11 protein-coding genes and 1 pseudogene are annotated in these 18,655 nt (G+C 60.2%); 10 read left to right on the forward strand and 2 right to left on the reverse strand.

Annotation, left to right across the window (positions count from 1 at the left end; genetic code table 11):
- The first annotated feature begins 3 nt into the window (after nt 1-3).
- Nucleotides 4-3,222 (forward strand): VCBS repeat-containing protein, encoded by a 3,219-nt coding sequence (locus DRW39_RS15510; RefSeq protein WP_116107978.1) that lies wholly within the window; start codon nt 4-6, stop codon nt 3,220-3,222.
- 61 nt (nt 3,223-3,283) lie between these two features.
- The gene (locus DRW39_RS15515; RefSeq protein ID WP_116107979.1) at nt 3,284-4,099 is read left to right on the forward strand and encodes a hypothetical protein; all 816 of its coding nucleotides are present in this window, start codon (nt 3,284-3,286) and stop codon (nt 4,097-4,099) included.
- Nucleotides 4,100-4,108: 9 nt separating this feature from the next.
- Here DRW39_RS15515 and DRW39_RS15520 read toward each other — a convergent pair whose 3' ends face one another.
- On the reverse strand, nt 4,109-5,713 hold the full coding sequence (locus DRW39_RS15520; RefSeq protein WP_116107980.1) for a glycoside hydrolase family 32 protein: 1,605 nt from the start codon (nt 5,711-5,713) through the stop codon (nt 4,109-4,111).
- Between the two features lie 77 nt (nt 5,714-5,790).
- Between DRW39_RS15520 and DRW39_RS15525 the strand changes: the two genes are divergently transcribed.
- From DRW39_RS15525 to DRW39_RS15555, 7 genes and pseudogenes are all read left to right on the forward strand, one after another.
- Complete coding sequence (locus DRW39_RS15525) at nt 5,791-6,675, forward strand: sugar phosphate isomerase/epimerase family protein (RefSeq protein WP_116107981.1); 885 nt, start codon at nt 5,791-5,793, stop codon at nt 6,673-6,675.
- 92 nt (nt 6,676-6,767) lie between these two features.
- Nucleotides 6,768-7,676: pseudogene (locus DRW39_RS15530) on the forward strand (mandelate racemase/muconate lactonizing enzyme family protein); the annotation flags it as partial.
- Between the two features lie 490 nt (nt 7,677-8,166).
- Nucleotides 8,167-8,655, forward strand: a complete 489-nt coding sequence (locus DRW39_RS15535) for a VOC family protein (protein ID WP_232830162.1) — start codon at nt 8,167-8,169, stop codon at nt 8,653-8,655.
- An 11-nt stretch (nt 8,656-8,666) separates the two neighbouring features.
- Nucleotides 8,667-9,605: a 2-hydroxyacid dehydrogenase gene (locus tag DRW39_RS15540; protein WP_116107982.1), complete on the forward strand. Its 939-nt coding sequence runs from the start codon at nt 8,667-8,669 to the stop codon at nt 9,603-9,605.
- Between the two features lie 314 nt (nt 9,606-9,919).
- A complete protein-coding gene (locus DRW39_RS15545) occupies nt 9,920-13,141 on the forward strand; it encodes a VPS10 domain-containing protein (protein ID WP_116107983.1) in 3,222 nt (1,073 codons plus the stop codon).
- A 161-nt stretch (nt 13,142-13,302) separates the two neighbouring features.
- Nucleotides 13,303-14,361 carry a pyruvate dehydrogenase (acetyl-transferring) E1 component subunit alpha gene (gene pdhA, locus DRW39_RS15550; RefSeq protein WP_116107984.1) on the forward strand — a complete coding sequence of 353 codons (1,059 nt, stop codon included), beginning with the start codon at nt 13,303-13,305 and terminating at the stop codon, nt 14,359-14,361.
- A gap of 155 nt (nt 14,362-14,516) precedes the next feature.
- Nucleotides 14,517-15,272: a tetratricopeptide repeat protein gene (locus tag DRW39_RS15555; RefSeq protein ID WP_157976154.1), complete on the forward strand. Its 756-nt coding sequence runs from the start codon at nt 14,517-14,519 to the stop codon at nt 15,270-15,272.
- Between the two features lie 6 nt (nt 15,273-15,278).
- On the opposite strand, the gene DRW39_RS15560 is transcribed toward DRW39_RS15555, so the two are convergent.
- Nucleotides 15,279-16,031 carry a T9SS type A sorting domain-containing protein gene (locus tag DRW39_RS15560; RefSeq protein ID WP_116107986.1) on the reverse strand — a complete coding sequence of 251 codons (753 nt, stop codon included), beginning with the start codon at nt 16,029-16,031 and terminating at the stop codon, nt 15,279-15,281.
- A 195-nt stretch (nt 16,032-16,226) separates the two neighbouring features.
- On the opposite strand from DRW39_RS15560, the gene pheT reads away from it, so the two are divergent.
- A complete protein-coding gene (gene pheT, locus DRW39_RS15565) occupies nt 16,227-18,653 on the forward strand; it encodes a phenylalanine--tRNA ligase subunit beta (RefSeq protein ID WP_116107987.1) in 2,427 nt (808 codons plus the stop codon).
- Nucleotides 18,654-18,655: the final 2 nt, after the last annotated feature.

Raw genomic sequence — 18,655 nt, forward strand, 5'->3', positions numbered from 1 at the left:
GTTATGCGTTGGTTTTATTTTCTGGCTCTCTTCACCCCGTTTGCCTGCTCCGGTCCGGAGGGGCACCATTTCGAGCTGCTCGCTCCGGAGGACGTGGGGGTGGACTTTGCCAACGTCCTTTCCGAAAACGATACGGTCAACATTCTCCAGTACGAGTACCTCTACAACGGCGGCGGGGTAGGGGTAGGAGATTTCGACCGGAACGGGCGTTACGATCTATTCTTTTCCGGTAACCTGGTGTCCAGTGAGCTATACCTCCAGGATACGGACGGCACCTTCCGCAAGGTGACCCAGGCCGCCGGCCTGACGACGGATCGGTGGTGCGCCGGCGTCGTGGTGGGTGACGTCGATGGCAATGGCTACGACGATATTTACCTTTCCGTGCTGCACCCGGGTGACGAACGGCCCAGTCCGAACCTGCTGTTCTTGAATGAAGGCCCGACCGGTCCGGACAGTATTCCCCGGTTTAGGGAGGTAGCCGCCGAGGCGGGCGTTGCCGACCCCGGATTCGGTACGCAGGCGGCCCTGCTGGACTACGACCGGGACGGGCGCCTGGATCTCTACGTCCTGAATAATTCACTGGAAGAGTACCCCCGCACCATTGCCAAGGGCACGGACACCCTGGGCCGGGGAGCCAGCGTAGACCGACTGTACCGGAACGTGACCGAGCCGGGAGGCGAATTGCGGTACGAAGTCGCCGACCAGTTGCGTACCGAAGGGTGGGGATTGGGTATCAACGTTCAGGATTTCGACGGCAACGGCTACCCCGATATCTACGTGGGTAACGACTTTATGTCCAACGATTTTCTCTTGCTGAACTACGGGGGGACATTCACGGACGAGATCAACGACCGCATGCCTCACCAGTCCAAAAACACCATGGGCGTAGACGTCGCGGACCTGAATAACGACGGTTATCCGGAGATCATGACCGTGGATATGCTGCCCGACGATAATCTTCGCCGGAAGACGATGTTCTCCGATATCCCCCACGCGGCCATTGCCGAGGAGGAGCGGCGGGGCTACAATATCCAGTACGTCCGGAACACGCTGCAGGTCAACAACCGGGACGGAACCTTCAGCGACGTAGCTCTCCAGGCGGGCGTGGCCGCTACGGACTGGAGTTGGGCACCCTTACTCGCCGATTTCGATAACGACGGGCGGCGGGACATCTTCATTTCAAACGGCTACCCCCGGGACGTGACCAACCGGGACTTCATCGATTATGCCCAGCAGGCGGAAATGTTCGGAACCCAGGAGGCCCGCTACCAATCCATCGCCCGCGCGCTCGAGGACGTCGGCGGGGTGTACCAGCGCGACTTCATCTTCCGCAACGACGGGGACCTGCGATTCACCGCCACCGACTGGCTCCCCGAAGACCCGACTTACGCCAACGGCGCGGTAACGGTCGACCTCGATAACGACGGCGACCTGGACCTGGTCACCAACAACATCAACCAGCCGGCGCGCATCTACCGGAATATGAGCCGCGAAAACGCCCCGGACTCGACCCACTATCTGACGGTTCGGCTGGAAGGGCCTTCCGGTAATCCGGACGGACTCGGCGCCACCGTGCATCTCGTCGCCGGTGATCTGCGCTTAATGGCGGAACAGCAGCGGCAACGCGGCTACCTCTCCACGGTGGACCCCCGTCTGCACTTCGGATTGGGAACGAGAAAGCAAATCGATTCCGTGGTAGTCGTCTGGCCCGGGGGCAGGCGTTCGGTTGTGGGGGGAGTGGCCGCGGACCGGGAACTGACCGTTCCGTTCGGGGAAAGCAAATTACCTGCGCCGCCGCCGCCCGCCTCCTTTGCCGATACCTTGGCGCTGCAACCCGTTGCCCTGAATTGGCTACCCCGCCACGAGGAATCTTACTACACGGACTTTGACCGCTACGCACTCAAATTGCGGGACAACAGCCACGACGGTCCGGCCCTGGCCGTTACCGAATCCGGACAGCTGATCGTAGGCGGCGCAGCGGGGCAGCCGGTTACCGTGTACGATTTGGGCGACGGAGCGCAGGTAGAAAGCCTTTCGGAAACCGCCGCATCCGAAACCACCCGGCTTCTACTTTTCGATTACGACGGTGATGGCGACAAAGATCTCTACGTGGGTAACGGGAGTAGTGAATTTGACAAGCGAGACGAATATTTCCGCGACTTCCTCTACGAGAATAAGGATGGCCGCTATGCGTTGACAACCGACGTGCTGCCCGAAATTCTGGTGCCCACCGGTGCGGTAGCGGCCGCCGACCTGGAAGGTGATGGTGATCTGGATTTGTTTGTCGGCGCGCGGTTGCTGTCGGGCAAGTATCCCCTGTCGCCTAGCTCCTACGTCCTGCGCAATGACGGTGGCCGCTTTGCTGTAGCGGATGAAATTGACGCCGGTATGATCACCGGGGCCGTATGGCGGGACCTTAACGGCGACGGGCGCCCCGATCTGGCTACGGTGGGGGAATACAGCAGCCTGCAAGTGTTCATGAACGGTCCGGAAGGGTGGACTCCGCAGACCGTCGACCCTAATCTGGCGGGCTGGTGGTACTGTCTGATCCCAAATGACCTGGACGGCGACGGCGACGTAGACCTGCTGGCAGGTAACCTGGGACTGAATAGCCTGTACACCGCCTCCTCCGAGGCTCCGCTGGTCGTGCACGCCGATGATTACGACCGTAACGGGGCGATCGATCCGATCGTGACCGCCTACCTGGAGGGGAAGTCTCACCCCATTCACCCGCGCAACACCCTCGCCCGGCAATTACCCAGCCTGAAACGACAATTTCCGGACTACGCCACCTACGGCACCTGGACGGATGCCGAGATGCCCGAACTGACCGCCGAAGGAATCCGTCTGGAAGCCCGGGAGTTTCGCTCCGCCTGGTTCGAGAACCAGGGGAACGGCACCTTCACCGCCCACTTCCTGCCGGGTACCGGGCAAACCGCCCCGATCCGCGACGCGATCGGCACCACGCTGGCGGACGGTCGCCCGGGCTTGCTCGCCGTACAAAACGACTATGCCTTCGAAGTGCTGAACGGCCGCATGGATGCCGGCACCGGTCTGGCCATCACCCTAGACGAAGCGGGCGAGCCCGAAGTACTGCCGGATTACTGGAGTGTACGCGGCGACGCCCGCAGCGTCGTACAGTGGCAGGAACTTTTCCTGGTCGGCATCAATAACGGCCAGGTCCGCGCCTACCGTACGATGCGGTCTCCGACCGCGCTGTAAAATGCGGTCTCCGACCGCGCCGGCACAATGCGGCCTCCGGCCGCGCGTTTCCATTTACACTGTGCGCCCCCTGAAACATGCCCTAGCCGTACTCTTACTAACCCTCCTGACCCAGGTAGGCGGAATCCTCTACCTCCTCCATATCCCCATCGCTCGCAAACTCCGCTCCCTCTTTCCCGGTTGGCGGGGCAGTCTGATCGGCGCAACCTCCTTCATTATCCTACTGGTGGCGGCAGCAATCTGGGTCATTCCCACGGTAGCGCGCCCAATCGGACGGGTACCTTTACCGCTGCGGGCAACTACGGAAGTGCCACTTGCTCCCGGAGGCTGGTTAACCGTTCTGGCGAATCGCCACTACGTCAAACCCGAAATGCTGGACGTGCTGCAGGGTGTAGCGAAACGTATGGCCGCGCGCTTTCCGGGTACGGAGCTTCGCTACCTGGATGCAAATTTTCCCTTTCTCGAAGGCTACCCCTTGCTGCCGCACCGGAGTCACGATGACGGGAATAAGGTGGACATCAGTTTCCTGTATCTGGACGAGCAGGGAAAACGGGTGAACGCCAGTCCCGGACTGCTAGGTTACGGCTACGTGGAAGCTCCCGGTCCGGGGGAACAGGACCAGCCGGCCGTCTGTGCCGACCGGGGATACTGGCAGTACAGTTTGTTAAGTACGCTCAATACTGATGATACTGACCTGACCTTTGACGAGGTTGGTACGGCCTGGCTAGTAAGGACTATCACCGCCGATCCACGCATTGGTAAGGTGTTTGTCGAACCGCATCTTAAGACGCGGCTCGGTCAGGGTGGCAACGACAAGGTTCGTTTTCACGGCTGCGTGGCCGTGCGCCACGATGACCACATTCACCTCCAGTTGTAGCGGATAGTGCTATTGGGGCGTCGACCAAATCCCCTCCAGGGAATAAGCTTCACCGCCTAAGACTTCCGTATCGGTACCACTGAACACGGACACCTGCTGGAACGGCTCGGAGGGGAAGAAAATCTCCGTAATCACGGTAGCGCCGTCGTCGGTAAACAGCTCGGCGGAAGCCACGTCCAGCAGCAGATGCAGGCGAACGGTGTCGGAGGTTGCCACGCGGGGCGCACGTGCCGCCGTGCCGGCAAAGACATCCGAGAACTGATCCTCTCCGGCCTCGCTGCGGTCGCTGAAGAATTCATCGGTAGATGGATCGTACCCGACGCGGTAGGCTTCGCCGGCCTCATTCTCCAGTCGGATGCCGAAGGGCTCATCCGTTTCCGAAGTGATTAGAAAGGAGATATCTACTTCCTGGGTACCCTGCGTGTTGCTGGCAACGGTGGTACTGCCCGCGGCAATTTCCGAGGGGGTACCGCGAAGTTTTTCCAGTTCCCTGACCGGCGTGGAGAAAAGCCGGTAGCCCGCCGGCAGTCGGTGAAGGGACAGGGCACGCGGCACCGTCATCGCGCTGCGCCAGACGGTAGTCGGTACCTCCTGCCCGTACAGCCAGTTGCTCATCCAGCCGATGAATATGCGGCGACCGTCCTCCTCCGGAATGTTGGCAAAGGTTACTCCGGCGTAATTGTCCCGGCCGTAGTCGATATAGACCCCCTTCCCGTTTTGGACATCCGGAAGAAAGGACGGGTCGGGGGTGAAGGACTTCCCGTCGAAGTCACCAACGAAGTACTGGGTAGCGGATCCGCCATTCGGTCCGCCGGGGTTGATGCTAATGAGCAGCACCCATTTGGTTTCCTGGCCTCCCGCTACGGTCAGGGGGAAGAGGTCGGGACACTCCCACACGCCACCGTGCCCACCGAGCTCCGTTCCAAATTCGCTTTGCAGTTCCCAGTCGATCAGGTTATCACTGCGCCAGAACAGGATCCGGTCCTGGGCGGCGAGGGCCATGACCCACTGGTCGCGCTCCGCGTCCCACATAACTTTCGGGTCGCGAAAGTCGCGAATAAGCTTTTCATTCGAAATGACCGGATTGCCGGCGTATTTCGTCCAGCTCCGTCCGTTGTCGTTGCTGTAGGCGATGGCCTGGGTCTGGTGATCGTCGCGGCCGGCACTCGCGGCTTCGGCATCGTGGTAGGTGAAGATTGCTACGAGCGGGTCTTGTCCGTCGGTGCCGAGTCCACTAGTGTTTCCCTTATCGACTACGGCACTTCCCGAGAAAATGTAGCCGAGGGAATCGGGGTACAGCGCGATAGGTAAATTTTCCCAGTGGACGAGATCCTCGCTCACGGCGTGCCCCCAGTGCATCGGGCCCCAGACATTGCTGTCGGGGTAGTGTTGATAAAAAAGGTGGTATTCCCCGTCGTGGTAGACCATGCCGTTGGGATCGTTCATCCACTGGGCCGGTGGGGAATAATGGTAGCGGGGTCGGTGGGCTTCCGCGTATGGAGTGGTGGAATCGGCCATGGAGGTCATCGTATCCACCGCGGCCGGGCGTTCGCTACCGCAGGCTAGCAGAAACAAGATGGGGATACTGAGGAGGAGGGTGTGGCGACGAAGCATGACCGGATAGTTATATGCCAAATATAGGTCACGCGCTCCGCCGCCCTATATTTAAACCCACACGCTATCTATCGATCATGCCATTAGCCATACACAACTGGATGCGCGCCGAGCCCCTGGAGGCCACGCTGGCCCGCATCCAACCCCTGGGGTACGATTATCTCGAAGTTCAGGGTACGCCCGCCGATTATGACACTACGGAGGTGCGCCGCCTGCTGAAAAAATACGATATCCGCTGCTGGGGCTCCGTGACGCTCATGCTTGGCAAGCGCAACCCTTTGGCCGCCGACCCCGGTGAACGGGCCGACTCGGTCCGGTACGTCAAGGAAATCATCACGATGGTGAAGGAGCTAGACGGCACCATGGTTTCGGTGGTTCCCGGCACGGTTGGCAAGATCATGCCCGGGGCCCGCCCGGAAGAGGAATGGGGCTGGGCGGTAGCCTCCATGCAGGAATGCTACGAATTCGCTCAGGCCGCCGGTATCAAATTGGGCATCGAGCCCATCAACCGCTTTGAAACCTACTTCATTAACCGCGGCGAGCAGGCGTATGCCCTGGCCGAAGCTACCGGGCCGGAGTGCGGGGTATGCCTCGATATCTTCCACATGAATTTGGAGGAACCGGACTATTACACGACGATTGAGCACTGTGGCGACCGCCTGGTCGGTTTCCACGTGGCCGATAACAACCGCATGGCACCGGGCATGGGCCACCTCGACTGGCCGCGCATCGTAGATACGGTAAAGCGTACCGGCTTCGATGGTCCGCTGTCGGTAGAGTTCGCCGCCCCGGTAGATCGTACCCCCGCTAACCCGTATCCGAACAGCATCGACACCGATCCGCAGGGGCTCACCGAGGAGGCACGTAAATTTCTCGAGGATCACGGCAGCTCGGCGCTAACCGAGGCGTTCTACACGATGCTGACGCGGAAGTCGGCGGAGACCTTGCTGCCCCTGCTATGAAGATAAAATCAGTAAAGGCCTACTGGCTGCGCTGCCCCATCCCGGCCGGGCGGCAATGGCGGTCGGACTACGGCCAACTCACCCACTTCGACATGACGCTGGTGGAAGTCACGGACACCGACGGCAAGGTCGGCTACGGCGAGGCCAAGGCGGCGGTCGGTGCTACCGGGGCCTGTGCCTCCATCGTGACCTGCATTGAGCGGGAATTAGCGCCCCGGCTCGAGGGGCTGGATGCGGATCGCATTACGGCGGTGTGGGAGGAAGTCTACAGCGGCAGCCGCGCACACTACGCCCGCGACCGGGGGCGGGTGTTTCCCATTCTCGGCAACCGGGGGACGACTATTTCCGCCTTGAGCGGCATCGATACCGCCCTGTGGGACCTGCGGGGCAAGCGCCTGGGCGTACCGGTCGTCGATCTGTTAGGGGGTGCCTGCCGCGACAGCATGCCCTGCTACGCCAGTGGCGGCTGGGCGGATAAGGACCGGCTTGGCGATCAACTCAAATCCTACCTCGATCATGGCTACGGCGGAGTAAAGATGCGCGTAGGGGTGATGGACGATACCCTAAGCGAAACCGTCGATCGGGTAGGGGAGGCCCGCCGCGCCCTCGGACCGGATATCGACATCATGGCCGACGCCCACGGCACCTTCAGTGTCTCCGAAGCCCGCCGCTTTGCCCGGCAGACGGAGGATCTAGATCTTTACTGGTTCGAGGAGCCCGTCACTTCCGACAATAAAGCCGGCACCGCGGAGGTGCGCCGGGGCACCACCACGCCGATCGCGGCGGGGGAGAGCGAATTCACCCGCTTCGACTTCCGCGACCTGGTCCTGGCGAGAGCGGTCGACGTCCTCCAGCCCGACTGTGCCATCGTGGGCGGCATCACCGAAGCCCGTCGCGTGGCCGCCCTCGCCGAAACCCACCAGCTCGAACTCGCGCCCCACTGCTGGGGCTCTGCCTTCAGCTTCATGGCCGGCGTTCACCTGGCCTTCAGTAGCCCCTCGGCCGTCTATATCGAGCATTCCCTGGGCGGAAACCCGATGCTCTACGACCTGGTCAGAGAGGCCCAATCGTTACCGATGGCCGCATCCGCGTCCCCGACCGACCGGGCCTGGGCGTGGAGATCGATTTGGATTTCGTGGAGCGGTATCGGCAGGAGGTCGGGTAAGTCTGTCCGCACGCTCGCAGGTGCAAGCACACTCCGAGGTGCTATGCTGATTCCCGAGCCGCATGCCTGCCGTGATCCGCACGCTCGCAGGTGCAAGTACACTCTGAGGTGCTATGCTGATCCCCGACCCGTCTGCCTGCCGTGTTCCGCACGCTCGCAGGTGCAAGTACACTCTGAGGTGCTATGTTCGGCCCGAGGTGAAAGCCCAAGGACCTCGGAATGTGACCGAGCGGCAGCGAAGGAGATTTGCGAGTGTCCGGGAAACAGAATGTATTACCTTAAACACCCGACCCCCGCCCCCCCGACAACCGACAACCTCCCCCCCCATGATCGCCGAAATCAACCACGTAACCCTAATCGTAGACAATCTCGAAGCCGCCGCCAGCTTCTACGAAAAAGAAATGGGCCTGGAGCCGGTACCTGCCTTTGTATTCGATTACCCTACGGCCTTCTTTCGCATCACGGACACCACGCAATTGCACCTGAGCGAATGGGAAGACAGCCGATCCTTCCGGGGGCACCTTTGCGTAAGGGTAGACAACTTCAGCGAGCTCTTCTACCGGATGAAGGAGCAGGGGCGCATCGATACCGAGCCCTGGGGCAAGGTCCGCCGCCTGCCCGACGGAGCCATGCAGGCTTTCATCCGCGACCCGGCGGGCAACCTGATCGAACTTACTTCCTTCCCGGACGATGAGATAGACCCCGCCATCTTTGCCGATGAACTCTACGAAGAGGGATTGTACGTCTCCGGCCGCAACGACTTCCGGGGTTATAAGGCTGAAGACGCTACGCTCTATCACCCACCGAAAACCTAATATTCGCGCCAATGTCCAAAACCATCTACATTACCGAACCCATCGACGAACGCGCGCTCGAGGTGCTGCCGGAGGAAGGCTACAACGTGGTTTTACCCGGGGACGAGCCCGATGATTGGGATACCATTGAGGCCATCGTCGTGCGGGGGCAGGTACAAGTGGACCGGTCGATGATGGACCGCTGTTCCAATCTGCGGGTCATCGTGCGTAACGGGGTAGGGGTGAATAACATCGACGTTGAATACGCCACCGAAAAAGGCATTCAGGTGCTGAACGTCCCAGGCGTAAATGCAGCTACCGTAGCCGAACATACGCTGGGGCTGATGTTGCTGATCGTACGGGGGATGTACCGCCTCATCCGCGAAGTGAAACAGGATAACTACGACTACCGCCAGGAATACAAGGGCCACGAGCTACGCAAACTCACGCTCGGGCTCATCGGCAAGGGGGACATCGGCAGCCGGGTAGCGGAAAGCGCCGCCGTCTTTGGAATGGACGTCATCTATACTTCCCGCAGCGAAGGTGATCGGTCGGAGGGCTACCGTTCGATGGATGAGTTGCTGGCCAAGGCCGACGTAATCAGTCTTCACCTGCCGCTAACCGACGAATCCCGTGGCACGATCAACGAGGCGGCCCTGGGAAAAATGAAGTCCGGTAGCTACCTCATCAACACCGCCCGCGCGGAGATCGTGGAGGAAAAGCCCCTGCTGGCCGCCCTCGAGTCCGGCAAGCTAGCCGGCTACGCCAGTGACCTGATGGTTAAGGGCGACGAAGATACCGTCCGCCAGTTGGTGAACCACGATCGCGTCCTCATCACCCCCCACGCCGCCAGTCTGACGGAGCTTACTTACTACGAACTCAGCGAACGGGGCCTGCGGCACGTCAAGGAATTCCTGGCCGGGAAAAAGATGGAGGAGGTGTACCGGGTTAATGAGGTGGCCAATCATTAATCAAGGTACCCGGGGAAGCAGGATAATCAGTCCTCTTTTGAAATTCTAACCGGTGAATAAGCGCTGGTTACGACTTCCGTTTGAAGGTATTTCGCAGTTGACGGCGTGGGCTTTCTGGCCGGGCTAGACGCGGTCATTATGATGAGGTGCCGGTGGCGGCCAAAGGTTGTTCTGTAACTATCGCCTATCGCGATCGGAAATGATGCGAGGCAGGAAGAATGCGGCATAGTTGGGAGGTGGTTTTTACCTGCGCTCCGCCGCAATCGTTGTCCAGGCAAAGGTTATTGGTTACATTAATGGCTTAATGTAATCACATGGCAACACGACTACTCTTACCTTTTCTTCTGCTTTTTTCTTTTTGCGTCGGAGCGCAGGATAAAAACGAAACCATAACCGGAATGCCCCTGCGGAACGTGGGGCCCGCCTTCGTGGCCGGCCGGATCGCGGATATCGCCCTCGACCCCACCGACGAGCACACCTGGTACGTCGCCGTAGGTTCGGGAGGGCTCTGGAAGACCGAGAACTCGGGGGTGACCTGGGATCCCATCTTCGACGATTACGCCAGCTACTCCACCGGGGCCGTCACCGTCGACCCCAGCAACAACGCCCGCATCTGGCTCGGCACCGGCGAGAACGTCGGCGGCCGCCACGTCGGCTACGGCGACGGTGTGTACCGCAGCGATGACGCCGGCAAGAAGTGGAAGAATATGGGGCTCAAAAACTCGGAGCACATCTCCGAAATCATCGTGCATCCGGAAAACTCCGACATCGTTTGGGTAGCCGCACAGGGGCCGCTTTGGTCCAGCGGCGGTGACCGGGGCCTGTATATGACCACCGACGGTGGCGAAAGCTGGGAAAAAACCCTCGGTGATGACGAATGGACCGGGGTCACCGACATCATGATCGATCCCCGCAATCCCGATATGCTGTACGCCGCTACCTGGCAGCGCCACCGGACCGTAGCCGCCTATATGGGCAGCGGCCCCGAATCGGGCATCCACCGGAGCCGCGACGGAGGAAGAACCTGGGAAAAGCTGACCAGCGGCCTGCCGAATGCCAATATGGGCAAGATCGGTATTGCGATCAGCCCGCAAAATCCCGATGTGGTCTACGCCGCGGTGACGCTGGAGCGCACGACGGGCGGCCTGTACCGCTCCGAGAACCAGGGCGCCAGCTGGACCAAGATGAGCAATACCGTCAGTGGCGGGACCGGCCCGCACTACTATCAGGAGCTCTACGCCAGCCCCCACGCCTTCGACCGCCTGTACCTGATGAACGTGCGCGTGCTGGTGAGCGACGACGGGGGAAGCAACTTCCGCGAGCTCAAGGAAGAACGCAAGCACTCCGATAACCACGCGCTCGTCTTCCGCGAGGACGATCCGGATTACCTGCTGATCGGAACCGACGCCGGTCTCTACGAGAGCTTCGATCTGGCGGAGAACTGGCGCTTTATCGATAACATGCCCATCACCCAGTACTATAAAGTAGCGGTAGACGACCGGGAGCCTTTTTATCACATCTTCGGCGGAACGCAGGACAACGGCAGCACCGGCGGACCGAGTCGTACCGATAGCGAGGCCGGCATCCTCAACGGGGATTGGTATAAGACACTGGGCGCCGATGGCCACCAGTCGGCCACCGAACCCGGTAACCCCGACATCATCTACGCCGAAACCCAACAGGGCGGCCTGCACCGGGTCGATCTGAAAACGGGCGAGACCGTACTGGTACAACCCCAAGCACGGGAAGGCGATCCCCACGAACGCTTCAACTGGGACGCGCCGATCGTGGTAAGCCCACACGACCCCGCCCGCCTCTACGTAGCCAGCTACCGCGTCTGGCGGAGCGACAACCGCGGTGATGACTGGACGCCCATCAGCGAAGACCTCACCCGCAACGAAGAGCGGCTGGAGCTTCCGATCATGGGCCGTGTACAAAGCTGGGACAATGCCTGGGACGTGGGCGCCATGTCAAACTACAATACCATCACCTCACTGTCCGAATCACCCGTACAGGAAGGCCTGGTCTGGGCCGGTACCGATGACGGCATCCTGCAGGTAACGCAGGACGGCGGCGGCCGCTGGAAAAAGATCATGGTGAGCGAGATGCCGGGGGTGCCGGAACGGGCCTTCATCAATGACGTCAAGGCCGATCAGTACGACGCCAATACCGTCTACGTCAGCCTGGACAACCACAAGGCGGGGGATTTCAGCCCCTACCTTTTCAAGAGCACGGACCTGGGCGAAAGCTGGACCGACCTGGGGAGCAGCCTTCCCGATCGTACGCTCGTATGGCGCCTGGTGCAGGATTTCGAGCAGCCCGAGCTACTCTTCATCGGAACGGAAAACGGAATTTATACCTCGCTGAACGGAGGTGACGAGTGGAAGAAACTGGCCGGGGCACCCACCATTCCCTTTCGCGACCTGGCGATCCAGAAGCGGGAGCACGATCTGGTAGGTGCCAGCTTCGGACGGGGTTTCTGGATTCTGGATGACTACAGTCCACTGCGGGAGATGACCGATGAAAATCTGGCGCAGGATGCCTACCTGTTCGAGCCGCGCGACGCCTGGTGGTATTCGCCCCGCGACAACGACCCCGGAGTGGGCGCGAACGTATACGCGGCCGATAACCCGGAATTCGGTGCCACCTTCACTTACCATCTAAAGGAGGGATTCACCAGTAAGAAGAAGGCCCGCCAGGAGGAAGAGAAGGCGCTGGCGGATACCGAGGAAAACATCCCCTTCCCCGGCTACGATGCCCTGGACGCGGAGGCCAGCGAAATGGCTCCGAAGATCTGGCTTACCGTATACGACAGTGACGGGGAGGTAGTCCGTAAAGTGGAGGGTAACAATAGTAAAGGCCTCCACCGTACGACTTGGGACCTTCGCTACCCTTCCTTCTTTGCCGTACGCCCCGGACAGTCGGGTGGGGGAGGCCGCTGGTCGAGTGGGCCCCTCGCGCCTCCGGGTGAATACACCGTTACCCTGTCGAGGGAAGAGAACGGCTCTGTCAACCAGCTGGCCGGCCCGGTCAGCTTCGAGGTCAAGCCGCTGCACGAGCCTACCCTGGAGGGGCCGGCCCCGGCGGAATACCAGGCATACCGGATGGAATTGATCGAGGTACAGAATCAACTGGCTTCCGTCCAGGAATTCATGAGCGAGGCCAAGGGACAATTGTCCGCGATGGAAACCGCCCTCGAACGAACCTCCGTGGAACCCGGTGCCCTAAACGGTCGGCTGTATGAATTACGCCAGGAATTGATGGCCCTGGAGAAGGAGGTAAACGGAAGCCCGAGCCGGGAGGAGATCGGGGAGCGTAACCCACCGACCATCAGCAGCCACTTCTATACCGGCTACCGCGGCCTGAGTACGACCTACGGTCCGACCGGCAACCACCGGCGCAGTCTGCGGATAGCGGCCAGCGAGCTGGAGGAATTGATGCCCCGGATCGAGCGCCTGCGGGATGAAACGATCCCGGAGTTACGCGATGAACTCCGTAAGGTCGGAGCTCCCTATATCATTGGCGCGGGGCGCTAGCGTTACACTTGTCGGGCCGGAAACCCTTCCGGCCCGACAATTACGATTGCTAAACTAAGACCAAGCCGCCGGGTTTCTACAATAACAGCCGGCGATTGCCCGTCCCTGCCTATATTAAGCAGGTAAAACCCCCGAAAAGAGCGAAAATTCGCTATCGAAGTATGGATACAGCGCAAAAAAAGACCGCCCAGCCGAAGGCAAAAAATACGACCGCCAAAACGAACGGCGTAGCTAAGGAATTGAAATACAGCAAGGAGCAGTACCTGGAATGGTATACACTCATGCTCCGTATCCGTCGCTTCGAAGAGCGGGCACTGATGGCTTACGGCCAGCAGGACGTGCGCGGTTTCTGCCACGTTTACATCGGTCAGGAGGCCGTCGCGGCCGGTATTGAGAGCGCGATCACGAAAGATGACGGAATCGTGACCGCCTACCGTCAGCACGGTACGGCCATCGGTCGCGGTGTTCCCACTAAGGAGGCCATGGCCGAGCTCTACGGCAAGGCGACCGGCATCGTAAAGGGTAAGGGTGGCTCGATGCACTTCTTCAGCCGCGAGAATAATTACTACGGAGGTAACGGTATCGTAGGCGCCCAGATCCCCATCGGAACCGGAATCGCCTTCGCCGAGAAGTACAAGAAAACGAAGAATCTGTGTGTCGTCATGTTCGGCGACGGTGCCGCCCGCCAAGGTGCACTGTGGGAAAGCTGGAATATGGCCATGACCTGGAAAGTTCCCGCGCTTTACATCTGTGAGAACAACGGGTACGCCATGGGTACGAGCGTTCAGCGCACCAGTAACGTGACCGACCTGGGCAAGCTGGGTGATAGTTTCGAGATGCCCAGTGAGACCGTTGACGGCATGGATCCGGAAGCGGTACACGAGGCCATTTCCCGCGCCGCCGAGCACATCCGCGCCGGTAACGGCCCCTACTACCTCAACATCAAGACTTACCGTTACAAAGGGCACTCGGTTTCCGATCCCGCCCGCTACCGGGAAAAGACGGAGGTGAAGACCTACCAGGACCGCGACCCGGTCAAGATGACCGAGAAGAAGATCCTCGATAACGGCATCGCCACCGAAGAGGAGATCAAGGAGATCAAGGATCAGGTAAAGGCGGAAATCGCCGAGGCAGCTCAGTTCGCCGCCGATAGCCCCTATCCGGACGCAGACGGTCTGTACGCCGATAACTATTCGCAACCCTACCCCTTCCTGACCTAGTGCGGGAGTAATCAACGGGACCGCCGGGGAGGCGGGGCGCAAAGCCAAAGACATTCCGCCGGGGAGATAGTACTCACTTAGCGGGCTTTACCTTATCTTTGCGCCACTTTTTCAGCAGCCGGGCTCCCCGTGGAGTTGGCAGCATCACGAGTATTATGGCAAGAAAGAACAATATCGGACGTCGCCCGACCGGAACGCCTAGCCGCGGCCGGAGCAGTGAGGGTAATCAGGAAATACGGATCGAGGAGCAGGACGATAAGCTCGTCGATATTATCGAGGTCCGCGAGAAGGGCATGGACTTTTTCGAGCGCAACCGCAAGCCGATTATCGGAGCGGTCGTGGCCCTGATCTTCATCGTGGCTGGTGCCCTCCTCTACCAGACTTTCATAGCCGGGCCCGCCGAGCGCAATGCCGCTCAGCAGATGCAACAGGCACAGTACCAGTTCGAGCAGGACAGCTTCGCCCTTGCCCTGACCAACCCCGGACAGGCCTATCCCGGCTTTCTCGAGATTGCCGATGAGTACGGAAGTACCGAGGCCGGTAACCTGGCGAATTATTACGTAGCCGTATGCTACCTCAACCTCGGCCAGTACGAAGCGGCCCTGGATTACCTGGAAGATTTCGACGCCGATGGCGATCTGCTGCCCACCATGAAGATGGGCGTGATGGGTGACCTCCAGAGCGAACTGGGTGATTTCGCCGCGGCCATCGATGCCTACGAAGAGGCCGTTGACGCAGCCGGTGACAACTATGTAACCGGAGGCTACTACCTCAATAAGTTAGGTCTGCTCTACCGCCACCAGGGAGAAACCGAGAACGCGCTGGATGCCTTCCGCCGTCTCAAGATGGATTTCGGGCAGAGTGCCGAAGCCGCTCAGGCGGATAAGTACATTGCCGCTCTGGAGCAATAGTCGGCTTTACGCGCCGAACCGGCGATGAAGCAGGCGGAGAGTCCGAAGCTTCTTGCCGCTGTCATCGTAGATAGAAATAAGATAAAGCCCGTCCGGCAGGTTTTCAATGTCGAAACCGTCGGTGCCGGATTCCGCGGAGAAAGTCTTGATGCGGCGACCCAGCGTGTTCGTGACTTCTACCCGCCCAAGGCGCACGGACCGTGGCGCTTCCACGTAAAAGCGATCGGTAGCCGGATTGGGGTATAAGCGAACGGTAGTGGGGTTGGCGCGCGCGTCCGCTTCTTCCGCCGCAGTAGGATCCTGACGCGTCAGGGTCGTGTTGATGGTGGCGGCAGCCAGAACCGTGCCCGGGAGGGTAAGGTCGGAAAAGCGAAGTTCGGCCGTTCCGTTGCCGGCGACACCGTCGGGACGCAGCACTACGAAGAAGGTGGTCGACTGGCCGGGGCTAAGGCTGATTTGCCGCCCGGCGGCCTGCGGATCGTCGGAAATAACGTAGGGCGTAGCCCGGCTGACCCGGTCGAGGGCCGAGTACGACCACGCGCGGGGACTCTCCCGAACGACGTTTTCCCGGAGCAATTGAATCGTCCGGCCGGAGTTGTTCGTGACTACTACGGCGGACACATCCTCAAAATCTTCGTCGATGTTATCCACCCGGATCACCTTGTTGATCTCCGCCGGCTCCACCCGCAATGCGGAAGATGACTGCGCCGGCATACCCAGGCAGGGAAGGAGCAGCAGTAAGGAGAGTAGACGTTTCATCGGTGGAGTGGTAGAAGAATGCTCATATTCAACTGAACGAGCGGATAAAGGTTAGCGCCAGCTACAATAATAATGCGGCAACGGGCTAGCCCAGGATACGTGTCGGCAGTTTAACACTTAATTCACCAGAAGGGGGGCGGCGTTACGCGCTGCAAAATATCCACCTCTGCGATACGTCTGCTACCTTTGCGGCCTATGAAAGTATCGCTCAATTGGCTAAGAGAGTACCTGGACCTGAATTTTCCGCCCGAGCGCGTCAGTGATCTACTCACCGGCACGGGGCTGGAAGTCGAGGGAATGGATAAGGTGGAATCCGTCCCGGGCGGGCTGGAAGGTGTTGTCGTCGGCCACGTGGTCGAATGCGGGAAGCACCCCAATGCCGACCGGCTTTCGGTGACCAAAGTCGACATCGGTCGCGAAGAACCGGTGTCTATCGTTTGCGGAGCCCCCAACGTAGCTGCCGGTCAGCACGTGCCGGTCGCTACCGTAGGTACCACGCTCTATCCCACCGGAGGCGAAGCGTTCACTATTAAAAAAGGAAAGATCCGGGGGGAAGTAAGCGAAGGCATGATCTGCGCCGAAGATGAACTCGGACTGGGAACCGACCACGACGGGATTATCGTTTTTGACCGGGCTTTCGAACCCGGCACCCCGGTGGCGGACGTCTATGAGCTGGAGACCGACCACGTATACGAGATCGGTTTGACCCCGAATCGCTCCGACGCCACGAATCACCTGGGGGTCGCCTTCGATCTCGCCGCCGCCCTGAGCGTGGAACGGGACGATCAGGTGACACTCGTTCAGCCGGACGTCTCGGCTTTTGCCGAAGGGGATGCTGCCGCGCCCGCCGCGCAGGTTGCCGACCCAACCCAGGCGCCACGCTACGCGGGCCTGGTGATCGAAAATTTACGGGTAGCTACCAGCCCCGACTGGCTACGCGCCCGCCTGAATGCGATCGGCGTGCGACCGATCAATAACGTGGTCGACGTAACAAACTACGTCCTGCACGAACTGGGGCAACCCCTGCACGCCTTCGACCTGGATAAGGTAGCCGGTAGCCGTATTAAGGTGCAGAAACTAGCGGAGGGGACCGTGTTCCGCTCGCTGGACGGGATGGAGCGAAAGCTCTCGGCCGACGACCTTGTGATCTGCGACGGAAACGACGACCCCATGTGCCTGGCCGGTGTATTCGGCGGGGCTGACAGCGGAGTGACCGAGCAAACGACCCGCATTTTCCTGGAATCCGCTCACTTCGAGGCGGGAACGGTCCGGCGTACGAGTATGCGTCACACCCTGCGGACGGACGCCGCGCGCATCTTCGAAAAGGGTAGCGACCCGAACGTGGTCGTATACGCGCTGAAGCGGGCCGCCTTGCTGCTGCAAGAGCTGGCGGGGGGGAAGGTAGCCGGTAAGATGCTGGACCTTTACCCGGAGCCCATCGAGCCGAAACTAATCACGGTCCGCTATCAGCGTATCAGCGAACTCATCGGCGTCGATCTTGGACGGGATACGGTACGGAATATCCTGCGCAGTATGAATATGGACATCCGGGAAGATGACGAAGCCAGCTTCACCGTGGCCGTGCCGACCAATAAGGTCGACGTCACGCGGGAGGTGGACGTAATCGAAGAGATTTTGCGGGTCTACGGCTTCAACAAGATTCCGGAGCCCGACATGATCACGACGGCCATGGTGGTAGCACCACAGCCCGACCCCAATGCCTTGCGCGAATTGATCGGCGATCTGCTGGCGGCTAACGGGTTCCTGGAAATGATGGCCCTCAGTCTGACGGAAAGCCGGTACTACGACGACAGAAGTCACCTGATCGGCATCAATAATACCAGCAACGTACACCTCGATGTGATGCGGCCGGACCTCTTGTATTCCGCCCTGGAGGCCGTTCGGCATAACCATAGCTTCAGCCAGCGCGACCTGCGTCTGTTTGAGTTTGGGCGCAGCTACGGCCTGGAAGGAGAAAAATACCGGGAGATAAACCACCTTAGTCTTACGCTAACCGGACGCCGCCACGCCGAGAGTTGGCTAAGCACGGGAGAGGACGATCGCGCCGGCTTCTATACGCTCAAGGCAGCCGTGGAATTGGTACTTCAGCGACTTGGTGTCGACAACTACCGTACGGCGGAGGCCCCTTCGGACCAGTTCGACTTCGGACTGCGGTACCACAAGGGTCCCATGGAACTGGTTGACTTCGGTCAGGTTGCCGCAGTCCCTCTGGACCGGGCCGGCGTAAAGGAGACCGTGTTCTTTGCGGACTTCAACTGGGATAACCTGTTGCGCGTATTACCCCGCAAGCCAATCCAGGTGACCACGCCGGGTAAGTATCCGACCGTGCGGCGCGATCTGGCCCTGGTGGTAGACGTCGGAGTTAGTTTCGCGGATATCGAGCGGCTGGCCGCTAAGGCGGGCAAGCAGCTCATCACCGAGATCAATCTCTTCGATGTTTACCGAAACGAGGAGCAGTTGGGGGTTGGTAAGAAGAGCTACGCGGTCAGTTTCCTCTTTGAAAGCACGGAGCGTACCCTGAAGGATAAGGAGGTCGACAAGGTCATGTCCGGGGTGGAGGCGATCCTCGGCAAGCAACTCGGCGCGGAGGTTCGCCGTTAATT

The organism is Lewinella sp. IMCC34191 (assembly GCF_003390935.1).
GTDB lineage: Bacteria > Bacteroidota > Bacteroidia > Chitinophagales > Saprospiraceae > Neolewinella.

Excerpts from the sequence above, each read along its gene's own strand:
- DRW39_RS15510 (WP_116107978.1), top strand. The coding sequence starts at position 4 with ATGCGTTGGTTTTATTTTCTGGCTCTCTTCACCCCGTTTGCCTGCTCC.
- DRW39_RS15520 (WP_116107980.1), bottom strand. The coding sequence starts at position 5,713 with ATGCTTCGTCGCCACACCCTCCTCCTCAGTATCCCCATCTTGTTTCTG.
- DRW39_RS15525 (WP_116107981.1), top strand. The coding sequence starts at position 5,791 with ATGCCATTAGCCATACACAACTGGATGCGCGCCGAGCCCCTGGAGGCC.
- DRW39_RS15535 (WP_232830162.1), top strand. The coding sequence starts at position 8,167 with ATGATCGCCGAAATCAACCACGTAACCCTAATCGTAGACAATCTCGAA.
- DRW39_RS15540 (WP_116107982.1), top strand. The coding sequence starts at position 8,667 with ATGTCCAAAACCATCTACATTACCGAACCCATCGACGAACGCGCGCTC.
- DRW39_RS15545 (WP_116107983.1), top strand. The coding sequence starts at position 9,920 with ATGGCAACACGACTACTCTTACCTTTTCTTCTGCTTTTTTCTTTTTGC.
- pdhA (WP_116107984.1), top strand. The coding sequence starts at position 13,303 with ATGGATACAGCGCAAAAAAAGACCGCCCAGCCGAAGGCAAAAAATACG.
- DRW39_RS15555 (WP_157976154.1), top strand. The coding sequence starts at position 14,517 with ATGGCAAGAAAGAACAATATCGGACGTCGCCCGACCGGAACGCCTAGC.
- DRW39_RS15560 (WP_116107986.1), bottom strand. The coding sequence starts at position 16,031 with ATGAAACGTCTACTCTCCTTACTGCTGCTCCTTCCCTGCCTGGGTATG.
- pheT (WP_116107987.1), top strand. The coding sequence starts at position 16,227 with ATGAAAGTATCGCTCAATTGGCTAAGAGAGTACCTGGACCTGAATTTT.